We start from the raw sequence: 18,147 nt of genomic DNA on the forward strand, positions 1-18,147 counted from the left end.
CCGCGCATGGCGGCTCTTTCCGCTCAGCGTCTGGCCGTGGCTGGCGCTGCTCCTTCCTACTCCGCTGCGGCAGCTGGCGGTGACACGGCCCCTGTCGGCAAGGGGCTGGTCCTCCACGTCGTGAACGGCAGCGGCAGCGCAGTCACCGTCACCGTTGTGACCCCCGGCACCATCGACGGCCTGGCCGTGGCAGACGCTGCACTATCCGTACCGGCTGGTGCGAGCGGCTTCATCCCGCTGGGGAACGTGTACCGCAACCCGTCGACCAACCGAGCGGCTGTCACCTACAGCGCCACCACAACCGTGAGCGTGGCCGTCCTCCAGCTTCCGTAAGGGGGCCGTATGAACGCTGCATTCAGCGGCCTTCGCACTGCCCTGGCCCGCCTTCGCCTGATCCCCGCGCGCGTGAACGAAGCGCGATCGGAGGCCTTGCGCGACTGGGCGGAGGCCCTGGAGAAGACAGCGAAGGACCTCGCACCTGTCCGACGCGGCGTCCTGCGCGACTCGATCCAGGCGAAGGTCAATGAGTCGTCGGGCAAGGCATGGGTCCGGGTCGACCCGACCCAGTCCCTGGACTACCCGTACTACGTGGAGAAGGGCACTTCCAAGATGGAGGCCCAGCCCTTCCTTGGTCCCGCCGCGCAGATCCACCGACGCACTGGCGAGCGAGCCCTTCGCCGTGCTGTCCCGAGACGGCTGGGGAGGTAGCCATAGCCACCGCTATCTGGCCCCTCCAAGTGGCCATCTACCAGAAGCTGACCGCCAGTTCCGCGCTGATGGCTCTTGCCACGGGCGTGTTCGACGAGGTCCCGGAGGACCAGGCGTTCCCGTACGTGTCCTTCGGCAGCATCGTCGAAACCAAGGACGACACACACGACCGCCAGGGCCTGTTCGTGACCGTGGTCATCCACGTCTGGTCCAAGTACCCAGGCAACCGCGAAGCCGCGGACATCTTCTCCGCTCTGGACGCCGCGCTGGACCGCCAACCCCTCGCGGTCGCGGGCTTCAAGGACGTGTCCATCTGGCACGAACAGCACGAAACCCTGAGGGATCCGGACCCTTCCATCAGGCACATCAACGCGCAATACAGGGTCCGCCTGACCCGACTTTAGGAGGAGCCACGCATGTCTGGTGTGGACGCTTTCGGTATCCAGCTTCAGCGGTCCGACATGGCAACACCGTCGGCGACGTTCACGGCCATCGCCAACGTTACGAACCTGGGCGGTCCGGAGATCGAGCGGGAGACCTACGACGTCACCGCGCACGACTCCACGGACGGCTGGCGTGAGTTCGTCGGCGGTCTGAAGGACGGCGGGGAGGTCAGTGTGGAGGTCAACTACGACCCCCGCGACCACGACACCCTGGTTGCCGACTTCGAGGACGACGCCCCGCGCGATTACAAGATGGTCTTCCCCACGCAGGCCGGCGGAGGCAACTGGGCCTTCAAGGCCATCCTGAAGGGCTTCAAGCAGGAGGCCCCGGTAGACGACAAGTTCACGGGCGAACTGACCTTCAAGGTCAGCGGCAAGCCCACCATCACCCCTGGAGCGTGACCCGTGGCAATCCTCTCTGCTGACGACATCCTCAACGCCGACGACCTGAAGTCGGAGCCGGTAGAGGTCCCCGAGTGGGGCGGCACGGTCCTCGTTCAGGGCATGTCCGGCACGGCGCGCGACCGCTTTGAGGCCGCGATGATGAAGGACAACATGTCCGGCGTGTCCAAGGACAAGGCTCTGGACAACTACCGCGCCCGCCTGGCCGCTGCGTGCATCGTGGGCGAGGACGGCAAGCGGCTCTTCCAGGGTGACGCCGTCGTGCGGCGGCTGGGTGAGAAGAGCGCCCAGGCCCTTACCCGGGTCGCGGAGGTCGCCTCCCGCCTGTCCGGCCTGACCGACGCCGACGTGCAGGAACTGACGGGAAACTGACGGACCGGCCAGAGCGACAGTTCTACTTCCGCCTGGCCGGTCATCTCGGCATGACGGTCCGTGAACTTCTCGCCCGCATCACCTCCCGTGAACTCACGGAGTGGATGGCGTACGAAAGGATCACGGGCCCGCTCGACTCCCGGCTCCGCACCGACATCAGTGCCGCAATCATCGCTGCCACGGTGGCCAACTCCGCGAGCGGCAAGGCCAAGGCCAAGCCCCGGGACTTCATCCCCACCTGGTTCAAGCGAAAGAAGACCCCCGCCGAACTCTGGCAGGAGGTCATGAAGGCGAACGCTGCCCTAGGTGGCGGAGTCCAGACCTCAGACGAAAGGGGGTGAGCCATGGCTACGCTCGCCTCCCTGACTGTGGCCTTGGGCATAGACACAGACGAGGTTTCGTCAGGTGCCAGGCGCGCTACTGCCGCACTGCGGTCCATCGGCGCCACCGTGTCCGGCATGACCCAGGACGCTGAGGGGAACTGGCGCAGTCTTGACGGACGCGTCCTCTCCTCGGCACACGCCATGATGACGAACGGTCAACGCATGCGTGATGCCCTGGGTGGCGTCGGTCAGGTCATGCGAAGCCTGGGCCAGACCGCGGCGCGAGACATGGCCGAAGGCATACGTCGGGCCGGAGACGCTGGCGTCAAGACACTGGGCGGCCTGTCAAAGGCATTCGGCGTGGCCAGCGTCGGCGCGATCGGTGCGGCTGGCGCAATGGCCGCCGTGCCCGTGGCGATCCTGGGTATCGGTGTCGCCGCTGCGGCCCAGTCCCAGACGGTGAAGGACGCCTTCTCCGGCCTGAAGGACCACGTCACGTCCACCATGCAGGAGCTAGCGAAGCCTCTCGTCAAGCCGCTGGCCCAGGCCGCCGGTCAGATGAAGGACATCTTCGACGACATCGCCCCGCAGCTGGGCAAGATGTTCGAAGCTGCCGCGCCCATGATTAAGCCCTTGGTCGCGGGCATCGGCGACCTGGTGAAGGGTCTCGTCAACGGCTTCGTCCCCGTCATGGAGAAGGCCGGCCCCCTGGTCGAGTCGCTGGGCGGTCTGCTCGGCACCCTGGGCAGTGCCCTGGGCGGCTTCTTCGAGGGCCTGTCGTCTGGCATCGGTTCCGCCGGAGCCGTGTTCGACGGCCTGGGTTCCGTGCTCGGGGCCCTCCTGCCGACACTGGGCCAGCTCATGGGAACGATCCTCGAAGTTGCCGGTCCTATCCTGGGCAAGCTCCTGACCGGCCTTGCTCCCGTGATCGAGATTCTCGGCCAGGCTCTCCAGCCTGTCATTGTCGCCCTGGGCCCTGTCCTGGACGCCCTGGTTACCGCGTTCCTGGCCCTCGTCCAGGCCCTCCTTCCGCTCCTGCCTCCCATCGCCCAGCTGGTCGTTGCACTGCTACCTGCGTTGACACCGATCCTTCTGGCCCTGGTCCCGCTGTTCGGCGCCCTGGGCGAGGTCGTTAACGCCCTGGTCCCGATCCTTACGCCCATCATCGCGCTGGTCGCGAAGCTGGCGACGATCCTTGGCGAACACCTGGCAGCGTTCATCACGGACGTCGTGGTCCCCGCAGTGAAGGCCCTGGCCGCGCTGCTCCGGGGCGACTTCTCCGAGGCTGGCGAGTTTGCCAAGACGGCCATGAAGAACGCTGCCTCATGGATCGTCAAGACGTTCACGGAGCTGCCGGAGAAGATCGGGAAGGCCCTCGAAGGTCTGCCTGGCGTCCTCAAGAACGTCGCCGTGACCGCTGGCACGGCCTTCCTGAGAAGCCAAAAGACCATGATCGACAACTGCATCAAGGACCTGAAGGCCCTCCCCGAAAAGTGCCGTCAGGCAGCTATGGGCATGGGCAAGGTCCTGCTGTCCGCTGGCCGCGACCTGATCCGAGGCTTCATCAGCGGCATCACCAGCATGTTCGGATCCGTCCGCAGCAAGCTGGGAGAGCTGACGTCGATGCTGCCGGACTGGAAGGGCCCTGCGGCCCTGGACAAGCGCATCCTCACGCCCGCCGGCCGCAAGGTGATCGCTGGTTTCCAGCACGGCATTGCCGCCCAGGCGCCCCAGTTGAGGCGTCAGCTCCAGGGCCTGACGGCGGACCTTCCCGGCATGGTCGCGGACGTGTCCCCCCGCGGCGTACTCAGCGCGGCGATGCGCAATGACCAGCGCGTCACGTTCGACGTGACCGGCGCGGACGAGGACATGAAGCGGCTCATCCGCCGCATCGTCAAGGACGACGGCCGAGGCGACGTGCAAACCGCCTTCGGCCAGCGATAAGAGAGGGGGTCAGCGGTGGCATTCCCGCTGGACATCCGTACGGACATCTTCGTAGGCGGCACCTGGCAGAACATCAGCCCCGACGTCTACGTCCGGGACGTCAAGCAGATCGTTCGCGGCCTGCGCGACCAGGGTTCCACCGCTGACCCCTCCTCCCTCCGGCTCACGCTGGACAACCGACTGGGCAAGTACACCCCCCGCAACGCCATGTCACCGCTGTTCGGGCTGATCGGACGGAACACCCCCATCCGCGTCAGCCTGCCCAGCGAGGATGACAACTACCTCCAGCTGGACGGCCGAGACGGCAACTACGCCGACACCCCGGACGCCGCGGCCCTGGACATCACGGGGGACCTGGACGTCCGTGCCGAGATCTCCCCCAACTGGTACGGCTCCGACAACCAGTTGATCATTGGTAAGTGGGACCGCCCGACCCTTCAACAGAGCTGGATGTTTCAGGTCGTTGACGGCACCGTGAACTTCCGCTTCACCACGAACGGCGACGACTACGCGACCGCCCGCGCCTTCGCCCGCCCGCTCCCTGATCTCCCCGAGCGCGCTGCCATCCGCGCGACGCTGGACATCGACAACGGCAACGGTGGCAACACGGTCACCTTCTACTGGGCCGAGACGCTCGATGGCCCCTGGACCCAGATAGGCGCCCCCGTCAGCAACTCCGACGGGACCACGGCCCTGTTCAGCGGCAGCGCTCCTCTCCGGATCGGCATCACGGACCTGCGCAACGGCGTTCACCGCTCGCGACACCCGTTGAACGGACGCGGCTACCGCTTCGAGGTCCGCAACGGGATCAACGGCACGGTCGTTGCCTCTCCTGACTTCCGCGCTGCCACCGATGGCGCCTCCTCCATCGTCGACCCACAAGGCCGAACCTGGACACTCCACGGCTCCGCCGAACTCCGGGACCGTGAGGACCGGTTCATGGGTGAAATTGCGTCGTGGCCAAACCGCTGGTCCGTTGACGACGCCGACCGGTACGTCCCGATCACGGCTACCGGCATCATGCGCCGACTGGGACAAGGCGCGAAGGCCCTCGAATCAACCCTCCGCCGGCGCATCCCGTCGGGCAACCCCCTGGCCTACTGGCCCCTGGAGGAACAGCAGGACGCAACGCGGGCCTACTCCCCGATTCCCGGAGTCCTCCCGGCGTCGGTGTCCTCCGTCGACTGGGCGTCCTTCGACACCTTGCCCTCGTCCGCCCCGCTGCCACGCCTGACTGGCATCTCCTCCTTGGTCGCTACGGTCCCCTCGGCCACCCCGGGACAGTGGCAAGTCGAGATGGTCTACAACGCCAACGACCTGATCCCCCTCACGGACTCAGAGGTCCTGAAGATCCACTCAGCCGACGGCACTGTCCGCCGCTGGGAGATCCTGTTGCGCAACGCGCGCGCGACCGTACGCGGGTACAACGCGGGCAACGTAAAGATCATTGAGCGGTTCATCAGCATCGGTGCCGACGTGTTCCACGGCTGGGTGCGCCTTCGTGTGTTCGCCTTCGACAGCGGCGGCTCCTTCTCCTGGAACGTCGGCTGGCAAGACGTCGGAGGCAACGCTGGTGGCTACGGGAACACCGAGACAGGTACATGTGGCAGCGTCGCCAGCCTGTCCGCTGACTGGCCCGCGCTGACCGAAGGCTGGAGCGTCGGCCACATCTCAGTCCTGCGCGAAGCGGGCAGTGTCCTGTACGACGGATCCGATGACGCATACCGGGGCGAGACGGCCTGGGAGCGCATGCGCAGGCTCGCGACCGAGGAGGGCCTTTCGTTCACGCGGACCGCTGGCCGGCTGCCGGTTGAAGCCGTCGGGTACCAGCGCCGTAGCTCCCTGGTCGACCTGTTCGAGGCAGCTGCCGACGCTGACGGCGGACTCCTCACGGAGGACATGCGACGGATCGGACTGCACTACCGCGACCGGTCCAGCCTCTACACCCAGGACCCCCGCATCACGTTGAGCTACGTTCAGCCTGGCCTGGGGCCTGACCTGGAACCTGTCGACGACGACAGCGGCGTCACGAACGACGTCACCGTCACACGCGACGGGGGTTCCTCCGCGCGCGCTGTCCTGGAGGACGGCCCCCTGTCGGTGGACAGTATCGGCAAGTACGACACGTCCAGGACGGTCAGCCTCTCCGACGATGAACAGGCTGAGCCTCACGCCTACTGGCGCTTGCATCTGGGCGCGTGGGACGGCGCCCGGTACCCGTCCGTCTCGCTCATGCTGCACAAGCCTGGCGCGCAGTGGCTTATCCCGCTGGTGATGCGCTTGCGCGAGGGCGACAAGATCAGGCTCACGGACCTCCCCGAGTGGGTCAGTCACGACGATGTGGAGTTGATCGTCATGGGGTGGACCGAGCGTCTCGACATGTACCGCTGGGAACTGACGCTGAACTGCGCGCCAGCTGGCCCGTGGGACACGGCCGTGACCGACCATGCCGTCTACGGCAAGGCCAACACGGACGGCTCCGTCCTCGCGGCAGCCGCCACCGACACGGCCACCTCGCTACTGGTCCGCGTCACGGTCGGTCCCCAGTGGACTGAGGACCCAGTGTTCTTCCCGCTCCAGGTCCGTCTGGGCGGGGAGGTCGTCCAGGTCAACGCGATCGGTGCAGGCGTGTCCGACACGTTCACCCGCTCCCTGACCTCGTCCTGGGGCAGCACCGACACGGGTGAGGCCTGGACGAACACGTCCGGAGCCGTCAGCGACTACAGCGTGTCAGGCGGGCAGGGTCGTCACCTCCTCACCTCGCTGAGCGTCTCGCGTCGGTCGGCCTTCACCCAGCCGTACGCGGACGTGGACGTGCGCGCCGACATGGGCGCCTCCCAGGTCGCGACGGGCGGCAACATCATCGGCTCACTCATGGCCCGCGTGGTCGACGGCAACAACATGTACCTGGCGCGGATTGAGTACCGACCGTCCGGCGGTGCGTGGCTGGTAGTCCGGCGCAGGGTCAGCGGAGTGGAAACCACGCTGGGGTCCGTCGTCCAGGTGGCCACCTCGTACTCCGCCGGCCAGATGTTCACGGTGCGGCTCCAGCTGGAGGGCACCACGCTCCGCGCCCGTGCATGGGCCGTCGGCTCCACGGAGCCTGGCACGTGGCAAGTCACCGCCACCGACGCATCGTTCGCCGCTGCCGGAACGTGTGGCTTCCGCTCGATCCTGGAGACGGGGAACACGAACGCGTCGCCGTCCGTGCTGTTCGACAACTTCAAGATCACCACTGACCAGCGCTTCACGGTCGTCCGTTCCGTTAACGGCGTCGTCAAGCCCCATGCTGCGGGCACGGTCCTTGGCCTGGCCTACCCAGCGCTCACCCCCCTGTAAGGAGATCCCTTGTCCACTCCTGTCGACATGTGGCGCCCCGGAATGGACCTCACGGGCGGTCGCCTTCAGTACATGCTGGAGCGGCTGAATACCAGCTCCACCGTGAACGTCGAGACCTTCGGCGCCGTAGGCGACGGGACGACCGACGACACTGCCGCGATCCAGGCCGCCCTTGATCTCGCCCACGATTCCGGGGGCGGCCTGGTCCAGTTCACACCTGGCAAGACGTACGCCGTGTCCACGTTCTTGGTCGTTTACGACTTCACCACCATCTACGCGTACGGCGCGACGATCAAGGCCATCGGCAACTCCGGCTTGCTCCGGAACTTCCTGGACACCGAGACCTTCAGCGTCTACGGCGGGCACTCCCACATCCAGGTCCTGGGCGGTGTCTGGGACGGCAACGCCTTCAACGGCACGACCGGCAGCGTCACGTCCATGACCAACATCATGAACTTCGTGCACTGCCAGGACATCACCGTCCGGGACGCCACGCTGACCAACGTGTCCAGCGGACATGCCATGGAGTTCAACTCCACTGACGGCGCGAAGGCCCTGAACTGTCGCTTCCTGGGCTACGAGGACAACACCGTTGACAGCTCACGCCAGTACAGCGAAGCGGTACAGATAGACATCGCCGTGTCCGGCTCCTCGTCCATCGGCGCCTTCGACAACACGCCCAGCAAGAACATCCTGGTGGATGGTTGCTACTTCAGCGACTCGTCCCGCTGCGGCTTCTTCGGTCGCGCTGTCGGCAGCCACACGCTCGCGGGCGGCCAGTACTACTACGGTATCCAGGTCGTGAACAACCGCGTGGAGGGCACTCTTCAGGAGGGCATCCGGGGGTACGGGTGGCGCCGTGCGCTGATCGCCAACAACATCATCAACAACACGGGCTTCAGCGGCATTGCCGTGACGCACCCGAACCCCGCCAGCGCCGGCTACTCCCCGAACAGCCGAAACATCTCGATCACGGGCAACACGATCGAGCGACCGGCCACGGACTCCGGCATCCGCGTCCTGGGCTACTCCGGCGCGACGATCGACCAGGTGGCCATCTCGGGTAACTCGATCCTGGGCAACGCCGCTGACTCCGCGAACGGGATCCAGGTCGAATACTGCTCACGCCCCAACGTGAACGGCAACACGATCTCTTCCGTCGGGTCGACCGGCATCTACAACAACCAGTCCGACGGTGGGTCCATCAACGGCAACACCCTTCGGAGCGGGGCCACGACTGGTATCAACATCAACAACAGCACTGGCACCACGATCAGCGGCAACAACGTCGACACTTGCGGAACGCACTGCATTGTGGTCAGCGGCTCGAATGACTTCCTGATCACGGGCAACCGCACGACCAACGCAGGGAACGGCGCGGCAGCCTCCGCGAACAACGCCGGCATCCGCCTGAGCACTGGCGCCACCGATGGCATGGTGACGAACAACCGCATCATCAAGGGCTCCACGATCAAGGGCATTTCCGTCATTGACGGAGTCAGCGGGAACACGATCGCCAACAACGACCTGACGGGTAACTCCTGGTCGGCGACCAACAGCGCGGCCAGCGGAACCGTTGCCGCCTTCTCAGTCGGTACGTCCACGGTCACGTACGGGTTCGGCGGTGGCGTGTCGAACCCTGGCGACAACCTGGTGTCCTGACCCCCCGCTCTCTCCTCCCCATTCGTTAACGGCCCCTGGGCGCTGGCTTCGTGCTGCCCGGGGGCCGCCCCCTGGAAGGACTCACGCATGTCCACCACCCCCATGACTCCGTCCCAGCTCCTGGCCAATCTCACCGAGTGGGGCGTCAAGTTCGAGGAGTACCGGTCCTGGCGGACCCACAACCGGGACAGCGCCACGGGCAAGTCCTTCGGTCCGGTATCCGGCTTCATGGTCCACCACACTGGGTCCGACGCGAGCGACCAGCGCGCGCTCCTGTACAACGGCGTGGCCGGTCTGCCTGGCCCCCTCTGTCACTTCGGCCTGGCCCAGGACGGCACGGTCCACCTGATCGGCTGGGGTCGGACCAACCATGCGGGACTGGGAGACCCTGACGTCCTGCGCGCTGTCGTTAACGAGTCGTACGACCAGTACCCGCCCGTGGACAACCAGTCCACCGTGGACGGCAACGATTGCTTCTACGGCGTAGAGATCTGGTACAGCGGCGGCCACAAGATGACGGACGCTCAGTACGCCACCCTTCGCCGGCTGGCCGCTGCGGTCTGCGACTACCACGGTTGGTCCGCGAAGTCGGTCATCGGACACGGCGAGTGGGGTTCGCCGGGCAAGTGGGACCCCGGCATGTCCGCCGGTCGCATGATGGACATGGCCGCTGTCCGCGCCGACGTCCAGTCCACCCTGGACAGCAAGGTGGCCACGCCGTCCAAGCCCACCACTCCGACCAAGCCCGCCCCGAAGCCGACCACTCCGGCGAAGCCGGTCGTTGACCTCTCGAAGGTGGAGAGTGCGGCCAGGACCAACCCGCCCATGGCTGGCCGGACGGTGACCTACTCCGGCGTGAAGACGCTGAAGGCCGCACTCATCCGCGAGGGCCTCCTTGCCAGCTCAGACACGGACGGCCACTACGGACAGCGCGTGGTCAAGGCGTACGCGGCATGGCAGCGCAAGTGTGGGTACTCCGGCGCCGCGGCGGACGGTGTCCCCGGCTGGACCAGCCTCCGGAAGCTGGCCGCGAAGCGCGGCTTCACCGTCGTCCGATGAACGGACAGGGACCGGACGGCCAGGACAACGACGTGGGGACGGTGACCATCGGCGCCCGCGAGATCTATGACCAACTGGTGGCCATGCGGGAGGAGGTCCGGACATCGACCCAGAGCCTGGCCACCATGACCGACCGCCTGGCCGATCACGAGGACAGGATTCGTGCCGTGGAGCGATGGAAGTACTCCGTCCCCACGGCCCTTGTGACCGCTGTCCTATCAGCGGCCACGACCATCTACACGAAGCTGGGAGGCTGACGTATGGAGAAGCTGAACAAGGCCCTCGCGTGGGCGCGCGAGAACAAGCGCGTGGCCCTGGCCGGCGCCGCGGTAGTGGCTGGCGTCGTGGCGCACTACGTGCCGGGGCTCCCGAAGGAGGCGATCGTCAACGCTGTCGCCGTCCTCCTCGGGGTCTGATCCGGGGGACGTCCTCTCCGGCCTGGTGGTAACGGACCACTACCCGGGGAGGACCCTTGAAGGACATTGCGCTGACCGGCCTGTCCCGCGCCGGTAAGGACTCGGTCGCGGCCAGGCTGGTGGAGGCCCACGGATACGTTCGCGTCGCCTTCGCTGACAAGCTGAAGGAGGCCGCGCTGAAGGCTGACCCCCTGATCCCGCACATGCAAGGAGACAGGCAGCTGACCACGCGCCTGTCCGAAGTCGTCCGGCTGGTCGGCTGGGAGTATGCCAAGGATGATCTTCCGGAGGTCCGCCGATTCCTTCAGGACTACGGCCAGACGATCCGCGAGATTGAGCCCCAGTTCTGGATCAGGGCCGCAGGGTTCGCCGTCCGGGCAGCGCACGCCGCTGGCAAGCCGGTCGTCGTGACGGACGTCCGGTACCAGAACGAAGCCGACTTCCTGACCGTGAACGGCTTCCGTCTGGTCCGCGTCGAACGTCCGGGCCAGACCCCGGGCCAGCACCGCAGCGAACGGGAAATGCTGGACTACCCGGCGGACCGCACCATCACTAACGGTGGCTCGCTGGAGGCACTGGCCGCGCTGGCCGACACGCTGGTTGTGTGACTGAAAAGGGGTCCCTTCGGGGGCCCCTTCTTCGTTGTCAGGCGCCCTCATTGGGGCGGCTACGCTACTCTGGAAACTCCGCCAGTTGATCAAGGGAGAGTGACCATCATGGCGAGGACCACGAAGAAGCAAGAGGCCGCAGACCTGATCGAGAGGGTTAACGACCTCCTGGAGGCAGGCTCCTTCCTGGAGGCGTACGCCGCGCGCCCGACCGTGGAGACGGCCATTCAGGCGTGCCGGCCCCAGGACCGTGCCGCGCTGACCAAGGACCTGGAGCACGCCTACGAGACGCACCCAGAGCCAAAGGAGCCGGAGGCGCCCACAGAGCTAGCCATTCGCTCCTGGCACGACGTAGAGGGCGTGGACGCTGTCGTTAACGACGGTGTCAAGCAAGTGCGCAAGGCCGTCAACGCGGGCCTGAAGACTGCCGACATGGCCAGGCAAATTGCCGAGACGCTGTTGGACGCGCGCCTGAAGATGCGGACCGTTGACGATCTCCCGGACATCGTCGCGGACCGGAAGTATACGAAGGACATCGCACGGGACCTGTTCCTGGAGGCCCGCAAGGGCGTGACGGAGGAGGACGTTCACCGCTGGGCCACGCACAAGTCCCTGGCGAAGGCGGTCCGAAACCGCATGTCGGACGTCGTCGTGGAGTACCTCCGTGGCCTGGACGACAACCCTGACGCGTTCCCCGCCATGGACAGGGCACGCAAGGAGTTCCCGAAGCTGTCAGCCACCGAGGCTGTTTACGCGCTGTACGAGAAGGCGGGGACCACGCTCCCCCGCAAGGGACGTACAGAGCTGGCCCGTGACGACGCTCGCCGGAAGGCTGAACTCCTCCGCCAGCTGGAGGCCGGCACCTATCAGGAGGAGGACGAGGAGCAGGACGGCGAGGAGCTGGCGAAGGACATTGCCGCCCTGGAGCGCGTGGAACGCGGGTTCTTGATCGCCACGGAGCGCGCTGCCAGCCTGACCCCCGAGGCTCGCGGCCAGCTGAAGGCACGCCTCAATGAGATGATCACGAAGTTGGCCGCTGCGGCGGCTGGCTTGTAGGGCGGGGCCATGGCTGAGCAGATCATTCGACAGCCGGACGGACGGCTGGCCGTCTTCTCCTCCGTCTCTGACTCCTTCGTCCTCCTGGACGCGACGCCGGACGAGGTCGTGGAGTGGCGGGCGACGGAGGCAGCGGAGGCCGCGCGCCGGAACACCAGGGCGGAGCTGGCGCGCGTGCTGGACGATGCCAACGACCGGCCGTACCGACAGTTCACGCTGACCTGGGAGGAGGCGTCCAGGCGTCACGCGCTGGCGGACGATGACGAGACGTAGCCTCCGACGCGCACAGACGATGGGTCGGCCCCCGGCGCGGGGTCGGCCCTTGTTGTTTCAGCGGAAGGAGGGGCGGGGCGCCTCTAGTTGTTTCTTTATTTTTGTTTAGTCCCACTTAGAAAAACATTCCCTATTCCTCTCGCCTCTCCAGCTTCGCCTCAACAACTGGGACAATTCTCGATTTCCATTCTGGGGACCTCCTCTCCGGTCAGTAGTGACGGCACTCGCCCCGCTACCTGGGAGGACCCTTGTCCAAGATCGATACCGTAAAGAAGGCGGGCGCCCGCTTCTACGTGAACGACTCGCGCCCCAACGTCACCGTGCCTGGCGTGACGTCCGTCGTCGGCATGCTCCCGAAACAGGACTTCCTGGGCCCGTGGCAAGCCAACATGGCCGCTGACCTCGCCATCGACTCGTTCGACTACCTCAGGCAGATGGCTGACCGCGACAGGGCCGGAGCGAAGCGCTACATCGCCGGCGCTGCCCGCCGATACACGGAGGTCCGGTCCAAGCTGGGTTCCCGCGCCCACGACGTGTTTGAGCGGCTCATGAACGGTGAGGAGGTCGACTACGTCCACCCCGACATCGTGAACCACGTCCGGCACTTCCAGGAGTTCCTGGCCGCTGTGAATCCGGAGCTGGTCCGCGCGGAAGACGTGGCTTGGTCGTATGAGCACGAGTACGCGGGCAGCTTCGACGCGATCCTTCGCATCTGGGTCCAGGTCGACACCTTCGGCCGGATCACCATCACCCCGGACCGCTCGGGGACCCCGATTCTGGTCATGGTCGACTACAAGACCAGCAAGAGCACCTACACCGACGTGGCCCTTCAGCTGGCCGCCTACCGCTACGCGGACGTGATCATTGACGAGGACGGCAACGAGGAGCCGATGCCCGCCATTGACTCCGCTGCGGTCCTGCACATCACGGACGAGGAGTGGTCGTTCAAGGGCGTCCGCGCTGACCGTGACGTGTTCGACTACTTCGTAACGCTCCGGAAGGTCTTCCGCTGGGTCCGCGAGGACAGCAAGGACGTCATCGGCAAGGCCCTGGCCTCCTCCAAGGGCCGCATGGTTACCGGCACCCAGCGACGGGGGAAGTGAGCACATGGCCGACTCGTTCAGGCTCGATCCGCTGATGGCCCTGGAGCCTCCGGGACCGATCGTCTTCCCCCCTGTCCCCATGTCCCGTGAGGAGGCCCTGGCGAAGGCCACGGAGCACGTAAACGCCCTCGCCACGAACGGCCGCGGATACCAGGACGGTGTCCGCTTCGCCGACAAGGTGGAGGCAGTGGAGCGGCTGGCCCGCTTCCTGGCCGGCGACAGTTCGGGGGCCTGATGGCGCAGCGCATGATGAACGGTCCGGAGCCGCTGTACCGCCTGGTTGTGGTGAAGCGGCGGACCCAGCGCAACCCTGCGTATACGGGTTGGGGGTGCGGTGAGCCGCTTCTGGTCGCGACTGACGAGACCTATACGGAGATCTACGGCCCGTACGTCCGCCAGCACGCGGCCACGACAATGAAGGGGAAGGAGTCCGGCCCCTTCACTGTCTCGGCAGAGATCCAAGTCTGTGCGCCCCAGTGGGGCCCTGTCGTTAACGCTGCCCAGGCGAAGGAGGCCTGACCTTGCCCACTGAAGAGGAGATGCGCGACCCAGCTTTCTGTTGGCGCTGCATGCGCAAGTGTGGTTCCCAGCCGCACCCCTGACGCCTCCTCAAGGCCCCCGACTGGCTTCGTGCCTGGTCGGGGGCCTTTTTGCGTTCTGGGGGACATCCTCTCCGGGCCAGTGGTGACAGCTCATCACTGAGAGGGGTTCACGATGACCGCCGACTTCCGAGAGACGCGCGTCACCGTCGCTGGTACGGAGCACGTCATACGCACGGAGCGTGGAGGCAGGGTCCGCACTGACAAGCAACTGGAGTCCGCACACACACGAAGGCCGTGAAGGCGAAGGTCGTTGCGTTGCGCCGTGCCAATCTCCCCCGCCTCCTGGCCGCCGCGAAGGCAGCGGAGGAGCGGGCAGAGAGCGGCAACTGGCTTGCCAAGGAGGACGCGAAGCTTGCGCGCCGTCGCGTCCGGACCGCTGAACGCGGCTCGCTTCCCGTGTGACTGGGGGACGTCCTCTCCGGACCAGGGGTGAGGGACAGCGAAGCGCCAGCTCAGAGCCAGGGGACGCCCTCCCCGGACCAGTAGCAGAGGGGCGCTTCACCCCAACTTCAGTCACTTGTCAGTCACCCCTGGAGGCACTGTGTCCATGCTCGACATCTTCGCGACCGACCCGGAGGCGAAGGCAGCACGCGAGGAGCGAGAGTCCGCGAGGGAGAGGGCGACGCGCCCTGACTACGCCTTCCAGTTCCGTTCCGGCGGTCGCGTGAACGGCAAGCCGGTCAGTCTCCGCCAGTGGCGCATCACCACGCCGAAGCTGGAGGTCGCCCAGGCCGTCAAGGAGCTGTACGGCGGCACCATCGGTGAGGCCCCGAACGGGGATTACGCGGTGGACACCGACACCGAGACGATCGAGGTCGTCATAGACGCCTCCAAGATCGAGTCCAAGCTCATTCAGTGGGCGGACGGCCTCCCCGTGCACGAGTGCGACGGCTCCGTGTTCCTGTCGCCCGACGAGGACAAGGGCAAGCCGTGCGGCTGCCCGAAGATCCTGGCGGAGCGGAAGGAGAAGGCCAAGCAGCGTCGTGGCCCGAAGCCGAACATCGTTCTCCCGATCCGACTCCCGCAGGACGAGGACCTGGGCCTGGGCAAGTACACGGCCACGGCGTGGTCCTTCGCGGAGGACCTCCCCTACACCATGAAGGCCCTGGGCCGCATCGACGGTGAGGCCCTCTGCATCCTCCGCCTGGAGCACGTGGAGTACACCACGCAGTCCGGGGAGAAGCGGGAATTCACGAAGCCGGTCCTGGACGTCGTCACCTCGTACCAGGACGCCATCTCCGCTGACCCGGAGGACTGATGGCGGGCAGCCGGGCCGCGATTCTGCGGGCCTTGCCGGACGCCACGATCAAGCGGCCCCTGTGGACGTTCCTCTGGTCCGACGCGAAGGCTGTCCTCCACGAACGACGCCGACGCTTCGGCATCGACGAGGAGCGCATCAATCCCGCTGACCTGGAGGAGGACGGCGACGCATGACCCGATGGTCCGGCCCTTGACGGGGTCGGGCCTTCGGGCGTGCCAACACCGTTAACGACAGGAGGTCACCCAGTGACGTTCCGACTTCCCAGCGGAAACATCGTCCGTACGTCCGACCAGGGCGGAGGCTGGACCGAATTTGAGACGCGCACCGCTGACAACCGCGTGATCAGCACCGTGTACCTGGCCGGTGCGAAGCGTGCCGCCACCATCAGCGACCTGGAGGCGAACGCCCAGTGAAGCGCCGTGAACTTCGCCGCCGCGTGTTCCTGTTCGGCAAGCCCTACGCCTGGCACACCGCCCCGGACGGGAGGCTGACCCTTCGTCCGCTGTCGGAGGGCTGGTCCGCGCTGACCGGCGCGCACGCTGCCCTGGAGTCTCTGCGGCGCGCACGCGACATCTGACCTCTGGGTCGGGCCCTTGACGGGGTCCGGCCTTCAGGGGCGCCCAGACCGTTAACGACCAGGAGGCACCCATGGCCGAAGCCACGAAGTCCACCCGCACCGTGACGACGACGGAGGAGTCCTACACGCTGACCCTGACCCCGCAGGAGTACGCCTACCTGACCGCCCTGGTCGGTGACCAGCCGAGGGGCCACGGCGACGGGGCCAGCGGCACGATCTGGGACGCCCTGTTGACGCCGGCCAACGGTGATCAGTTCACGCACAACGGCGTGACCTACGACCTGACGGCGGAGTACCTGGACGCGTCGGGCGACCGCTGGAAGTTCACGGGTGCGCGGGACAGCAACGGCCAGCCGCTGATCTCCTGCCTGGTGGAGGACTCCGCCGGGTACCAGGACTGGCCGCTGTCGCGCTTCGTAGAGACCTACTCATACAGCCCCGGCATCCGCCGCGCCTGACGCGCGTCTGCGCCCGCCTGGTCCGGCCCCTGACGGGGTCGGGCCTTCGGCGTTGCCTACAACCGTTAACGACAGGAGGCAGCGTGTTCCGAATCATCGCGAAGGCCAGCGCTCCGGCCCTGGGCGACGTCCGCCAGCTGGGCCAGGGGGACGTCGTGATCCTGGACGAGGACGCCACGGAGCGCCCCGACTGGGGCCGCTACCTGGAGGCCATGAACCAGGCCATCACGAACGGCGCCGAAGTGTGCCAGGCCGCCAACTGGCCTGTCCGATGGGCCACGGGGGTGGACCAGTGACACCCGCTGACGTCGCCGTACGCGTCCTCGCCATGGCTGCCTTCCTGGCCGCCCTCGCCTGGGCCCTGGACCTCTTCCCCTGGCAGCGGAGGCGTTACTGATGAACCATACCGGCATCCCCGCGGACGTCCATCCCGTCTGGCCCGCGCCTGACGCGGAGCCTGTCGACGTCACCGCCCTGACCTCCGCTGTCCGTGCCGCATGGATCACGCCGGACCTGATCGCAGACCTGGAGGACTGATGGACGACTGGCGCGGGCTTGACCCGCTGGCCGTGGCCCAGGAAGAGGCCGCCACCCGTCGCGCTGAAGAGGAGCTGGCGGAGTCGTCCTCCTGGTCGTCCTACGGCAACGGCGCGGCGATGCAACTGGACTGGGAGGACTGAATGGACGACTTCGAGATTCGCCAGCGGGAACGACGGTCCGGCGTGGCCCCAGTGCTGGACATGGACGGTCCGCTGTTCGTCGTCTGGGACATACAGCTGGACAAGCGCGTCCCGTTCGGCAACTACCGCCGGCACGACCAGGCCGTGGCCCGGATCCTGGCGGAGCGCCGGAAGCGGCGCGGCGTCGCTGAACCTTCGTCCTGCGCTGAGTGTGGCATCCCGAAGCGGCCGCACGGCCGTCGCTTCACCCTGTCTGCTGGCGTGCACACCTGGCAGGCCCCCGACCAGGCCCTGATCTTGCGCCGTATGCGCACACGTAGGGAGTTGAGGCAGCGTGGCTAACCCTTCGAAGGCCCGCGGCACCCGCTGGGAGTCCGCAATACGCGACTACCTGAACGGCGTCCTGGAGTACAGCCACCCCACGGACTGGCGGCTGGTCAAGCGCCAGGCCCAGGAGGGGGCCAAGGACGTCGGAGACCTCCACGCCTGGCCCTTCATCCTGGAGGCGAAGGACGTCAAGTCCCCGGCCGTGCCCACGTGGTTGCGCCAGGCCGACCAGGAGGCCGTTAACGCTGGCTTCCCGTACGGCGTCGTGATCCACAAGGTTCGGGGGAAGGGCCCCGCCCTGGCCCGCGTCCACATCACAGCGGAGACGTACGACCGCCTGATGGTCGCTTGCCCGGAGGCGCACGCCGCTGTCGCGCCTGACTCCTACTCGCCCAGGTTCCGGTACTGGACCTGGACCCTGGCCGACTTCGCGGAGGTCCTGCGCGCTGTCCGGCAGACGGAGTCCCTGGACATCGGGACCTTCGCCCAACCTGACCTGCGGTTGTTCGCGGAGTAGGGGACGTCCTCCCCGGT

The 18,147-nt window shown here is 66.7% G+C and carries 27 protein-coding genes; all 27 read left to right on the plus strand.

The window, feature by feature from the left end; translation table 11 throughout:
* Nucleotides 1–6 precede the first annotated feature (6 nt).
* The 27 genes from ADK36_RS13685 (at nucleotide 7) to ADK36_RS13790 (ending at nucleotide 18,130) form a co-directional block, all read left to right on the plus strand.
* Nucleotides 7–333, plus strand: a complete 327-nt coding sequence (locus ADK36_RS13685; protein WP_053197641.1) for a hypothetical protein — start codon at nucleotides 7–9, stop codon at nucleotides 331–333.
* A 9-nt stretch (nucleotides 334–342) separates the two neighbouring features.
* Entirely contained in the window at nucleotides 343–708 is a 366-nt protein-coding gene (locus ADK36_RS13690; RefSeq protein WP_053197643.1) for an HK97-gp10 family putative phage morphogenesis protein, read from the plus strand.
* A gap of 29 nt (nucleotides 709–737) precedes the next feature.
* A complete protein-coding gene (locus ADK36_RS13695) occupies nucleotides 738–1,112 on the plus strand; it encodes a DUF3168 domain-containing protein (RefSeq protein WP_234329759.1) in 375 nt (124 codons plus the stop codon).
* A gap of 12 nt (nucleotides 1,113–1,124) precedes the next feature.
* Nucleotides 1,125–1,553: a phage tail tube protein gene (locus tag ADK36_RS13700; RefSeq protein ID WP_053197645.1), complete on the plus strand. Its 429-nt coding sequence runs from the start codon at nucleotides 1,125–1,127 to the stop codon at nucleotides 1,551–1,553.
* Nucleotides 1,554–1,556: 3 nt separating this feature from the next.
* On the plus strand, nucleotides 1,557–1,925 hold the full coding sequence (locus ADK36_RS13705) for a hypothetical protein (RefSeq protein ID WP_053197647.1): 369 nt from the start codon (nucleotides 1,557–1,559) through the stop codon (nucleotides 1,923–1,925).
* A gap of 50 nt (nucleotides 1,926–1,975) precedes the next feature.
* Nucleotides 1,976–2,266: a phage tail assembly protein T gene (locus ADK36_RS13710; RefSeq protein WP_053197649.1), complete on the plus strand. Its 291-nt coding sequence runs from the start codon at nucleotides 1,976–1,978 to the stop codon at nucleotides 2,264–2,266.
* 117 nt (nucleotides 2,267–2,383) lie between these two features.
* Nucleotides 2,384–4,192: a phage tail protein gene (locus ADK36_RS13715; RefSeq protein ID WP_199830167.1), complete on the plus strand. Its 1,809-nt coding sequence runs from the start codon at nucleotides 2,384–2,386 to the stop codon at nucleotides 4,190–4,192.
* 15 nt (nucleotides 4,193–4,207) lie between these two features.
* A complete protein-coding gene (locus tag ADK36_RS13720) occupies nucleotides 4,208–7,531 on the plus strand; it encodes a hypothetical protein (protein WP_053197653.1) in 3,324 nt (1,107 codons plus the stop codon).
* 9 nt (nucleotides 7,532–7,540) lie between these two features.
* Nucleotides 7,541–9,193: a right-handed parallel beta-helix repeat-containing protein gene (locus tag ADK36_RS13725; protein ID WP_159391141.1), complete on the plus strand. Its 1,653-nt coding sequence runs from the start codon at nucleotides 7,541–7,543 to the stop codon at nucleotides 9,191–9,193.
* An 87-nt stretch (nucleotides 9,194–9,280) separates the two neighbouring features.
* Entirely contained in the window at nucleotides 9,281–10,252 is a 972-nt protein-coding gene (locus ADK36_RS13730) for an N-acetylmuramoyl-L-alanine amidase (protein WP_053197656.1), read from the plus strand.
* The gene (locus ADK36_RS13735; protein WP_053197659.1) at nucleotides 10,249–10,509 is read left to right on the plus strand and encodes a hypothetical protein; all 261 of its coding nucleotides are present in this window, start codon (nucleotides 10,249–10,251) and stop codon (nucleotides 10,507–10,509) included. Before ADK36_RS13730 ends, ADK36_RS13735 begins: the two co-directional genes overlap by 4 nt.
* A gap of 3 nt (nucleotides 10,510–10,512) precedes the next feature.
* The gene (locus ADK36_RS48815; protein ID WP_159391142.1) at nucleotides 10,513–10,668 is read left to right on the plus strand and encodes a hypothetical protein; all 156 of its coding nucleotides are present in this window, start codon (nucleotides 10,513–10,515) and stop codon (nucleotides 10,666–10,668) included.
* Between the two features lie 56 nt (nucleotides 10,669–10,724).
* Entirely contained in the window at nucleotides 10,725–11,276 is a 552-nt protein-coding gene (locus tag ADK36_RS13740) for a hypothetical protein (protein WP_053197660.1), read from the plus strand.
* Between the two features lie 108 nt (nucleotides 11,277–11,384).
* A complete protein-coding gene (locus tag ADK36_RS13745; protein ID WP_159391143.1) occupies nucleotides 11,385–12,332 on the plus strand; it encodes a hypothetical protein in 948 nt (315 codons plus the stop codon).
* A gap of 9 nt (nucleotides 12,333–12,341) precedes the next feature.
* Nucleotides 12,342–12,605: a hypothetical protein gene (locus ADK36_RS13750; RefSeq protein ID WP_053197664.1), complete on the plus strand. Its 264-nt coding sequence runs from the start codon at nucleotides 12,342–12,344 to the stop codon at nucleotides 12,603–12,605.
* Between the two features lie 248 nt (nucleotides 12,606–12,853).
* Nucleotides 12,854–13,708, plus strand: coding sequence for a hypothetical protein (locus ADK36_RS13755; RefSeq protein WP_053197666.1), 855 nt, complete (start codon nucleotides 12,854–12,856; stop codon nucleotides 13,706–13,708).
* Between the two features lie 4 nt (nucleotides 13,709–13,712).
* Nucleotides 13,713–13,943, plus strand: coding sequence for a hypothetical protein (locus tag ADK36_RS13760; protein WP_053197668.1), 231 nt, complete (start codon nucleotides 13,713–13,715; stop codon nucleotides 13,941–13,943).
* A 914-nt stretch (nucleotides 13,944–14,857) separates the two neighbouring features.
* A complete protein-coding gene (locus ADK36_RS13770) occupies nucleotides 14,858–15,568 on the plus strand; it encodes a hypothetical protein (RefSeq protein WP_053197671.1) in 711 nt (236 codons plus the stop codon).
* Entirely contained in the window at nucleotides 15,568–15,744 is a 177-nt protein-coding gene (locus ADK36_RS49480) for a hypothetical protein (protein WP_199830168.1), read from the plus strand. Before ADK36_RS13770 ends, ADK36_RS49480 begins: the two co-directional genes overlap by 1 nt.
* A 72-nt stretch (nucleotides 15,745–15,816) precedes the next feature.
* Entirely contained in the window at nucleotides 15,817–15,984 is a 168-nt protein-coding gene (locus ADK36_RS48820; RefSeq protein ID WP_159391144.1) for a hypothetical protein, read from the plus strand.
* Nucleotides 15,981–16,148, plus strand: coding sequence for a hypothetical protein (locus ADK36_RS48825; protein ID WP_159391145.1), 168 nt, complete (start codon nucleotides 15,981–15,983; stop codon nucleotides 16,146–16,148). The genes ADK36_RS48820 and ADK36_RS48825 overlap by 4 nt, the downstream gene beginning before the upstream one ends.
* A gap of 71 nt (nucleotides 16,149–16,219) precedes the next feature.
* Entirely contained in the window at nucleotides 16,220–16,606 is a 387-nt protein-coding gene (locus tag ADK36_RS13775; protein WP_053197673.1) for a phiSA1p31-related protein, read from the plus strand.
* Between the two features lie 83 nt (nucleotides 16,607–16,689).
* Nucleotides 16,690–16,902: a hypothetical protein gene (locus tag ADK36_RS13780; RefSeq protein ID WP_053197675.1), complete on the plus strand. Its 213-nt coding sequence runs from the start codon at nucleotides 16,690–16,692 to the stop codon at nucleotides 16,900–16,902.
* Nucleotides 16,903–17,002: 100 nt separating this feature from the next.
* Entirely contained in the window at nucleotides 17,003–17,143 is a 141-nt protein-coding gene (locus ADK36_RS48830) for a hypothetical protein (protein WP_159391146.1), read from the plus strand.
* Nucleotides 17,143–17,286 (plus strand): hypothetical protein, encoded by a 144-nt coding sequence (locus ADK36_RS48835; RefSeq protein WP_159391147.1) that lies wholly within the window; start codon nucleotides 17,143–17,145, stop codon nucleotides 17,284–17,286. Before ADK36_RS48830 ends, ADK36_RS48835 begins: the two co-directional genes overlap by 1 nt.
* Nucleotides 17,287–17,628 (plus strand): hypothetical protein, encoded by a 342-nt coding sequence (locus ADK36_RS13785; RefSeq protein WP_053197677.1) that lies wholly within the window; start codon nucleotides 17,287–17,289, stop codon nucleotides 17,626–17,628.
* Complete coding sequence (locus ADK36_RS13790; protein WP_199830169.1) at nucleotides 17,621–18,130, plus strand: hypothetical protein; 510 nt, start codon at nucleotides 17,621–17,623, stop codon at nucleotides 18,128–18,130. Before ADK36_RS13785 ends, ADK36_RS13790 begins: the two co-directional genes overlap by 8 nt.
* Nucleotides 18,131–18,147 lie beyond the last annotated feature (17 nt).

It is taken from the genome of Streptomyces viridochromogenes (assembly GCF_001270495.1).
In the GTDB taxonomy this organism is placed as follows: Bacteria; Actinomycetota; Actinomycetes; order Streptomycetales; family Streptomycetaceae; genus Streptomyces; species Streptomyces viridochromogenes_A.

Excerpts from the sequence above, each read along its gene's own strand:
- ADK36_RS48815 (WP_159391142.1), top strand. The coding sequence starts at position 10,513 with ATGGAGAAGCTGAACAAGGCCCTCGCGTGGGCGCGCGAGAACAAGCGC.
- ADK36_RS13775 (WP_053197673.1), top strand. The coding sequence starts at position 16,220 with ATGGCCGAAGCCACGAAGTCCACCCGCACCGTGACGACGACGGAGGAG.
- ADK36_RS13785 (WP_053197677.1), top strand. The coding sequence starts at position 17,287 with ATGGACGACTTCGAGATTCGCCAGCGGGAACGACGGTCCGGCGTGGCC.
- ADK36_RS48835 (WP_159391147.1), top strand. The coding sequence starts at position 17,143 with ATGGACGACTGGCGCGGGCTTGACCCGCTGGCCGTGGCCCAGGAAGAG.
- ADK36_RS13760 (WP_053197668.1), top strand. The coding sequence starts at position 13,713 with ATGGCCGACTCGTTCAGGCTCGATCCGCTGATGGCCCTGGAGCCTCCG.
- ADK36_RS13770 (WP_053197671.1), top strand. The coding sequence starts at position 14,858 with ATGCTCGACATCTTCGCGACCGACCCGGAGGCGAAGGCAGCACGCGAG.
- ADK36_RS13690 (WP_053197643.1), top strand. The coding sequence starts at position 343 with ATGAACGCTGCATTCAGCGGCCTTCGCACTGCCCTGGCCCGCCTTCGC.
- ADK36_RS49480 (WP_199830168.1), top strand. The coding sequence starts at position 15,568 with ATGGCGGGCAGCCGGGCCGCGATTCTGCGGGCCTTGCCGGACGCCACG.
- ADK36_RS13735 (WP_053197659.1), top strand. The coding sequence starts at position 10,249 with ATGAACGGACAGGGACCGGACGGCCAGGACAACGACGTGGGGACGGTG.
- ADK36_RS13730 (WP_053197656.1), top strand. The coding sequence starts at position 9,281 with ATGTCCACCACCCCCATGACTCCGTCCCAGCTCCTGGCCAATCTCACC.
- ADK36_RS13750 (WP_053197664.1), top strand. The coding sequence starts at position 12,342 with ATGGCTGAGCAGATCATTCGACAGCCGGACGGACGGCTGGCCGTCTTC.
- ADK36_RS13715 (WP_199830167.1), top strand. The coding sequence starts at position 2,384 with ATGACCCAGGACGCTGAGGGGAACTGGCGCAGTCTTGACGGACGCGTC.
- ADK36_RS13745 (WP_159391143.1), top strand. The coding sequence starts at position 11,385 with ATGGCGAGGACCACGAAGAAGCAAGAGGCCGCAGACCTGATCGAGAGG.
- ADK36_RS13710 (WP_053197649.1), top strand. The coding sequence starts at position 1,976 with ATGACGGTCCGTGAACTTCTCGCCCGCATCACCTCCCGTGAACTCACG.
- ADK36_RS48830 (WP_159391146.1), top strand. The coding sequence starts at position 17,003 with ATGAACCATACCGGCATCCCCGCGGACGTCCATCCCGTCTGGCCCGCG.
- ADK36_RS13700 (WP_053197645.1), top strand. The coding sequence starts at position 1,125 with ATGTCTGGTGTGGACGCTTTCGGTATCCAGCTTCAGCGGTCCGACATG.
- ADK36_RS13685 (WP_053197641.1), top strand. The coding sequence starts at position 7 with ATGGCGGCTCTTTCCGCTCAGCGTCTGGCCGTGGCTGGCGCTGCTCCT.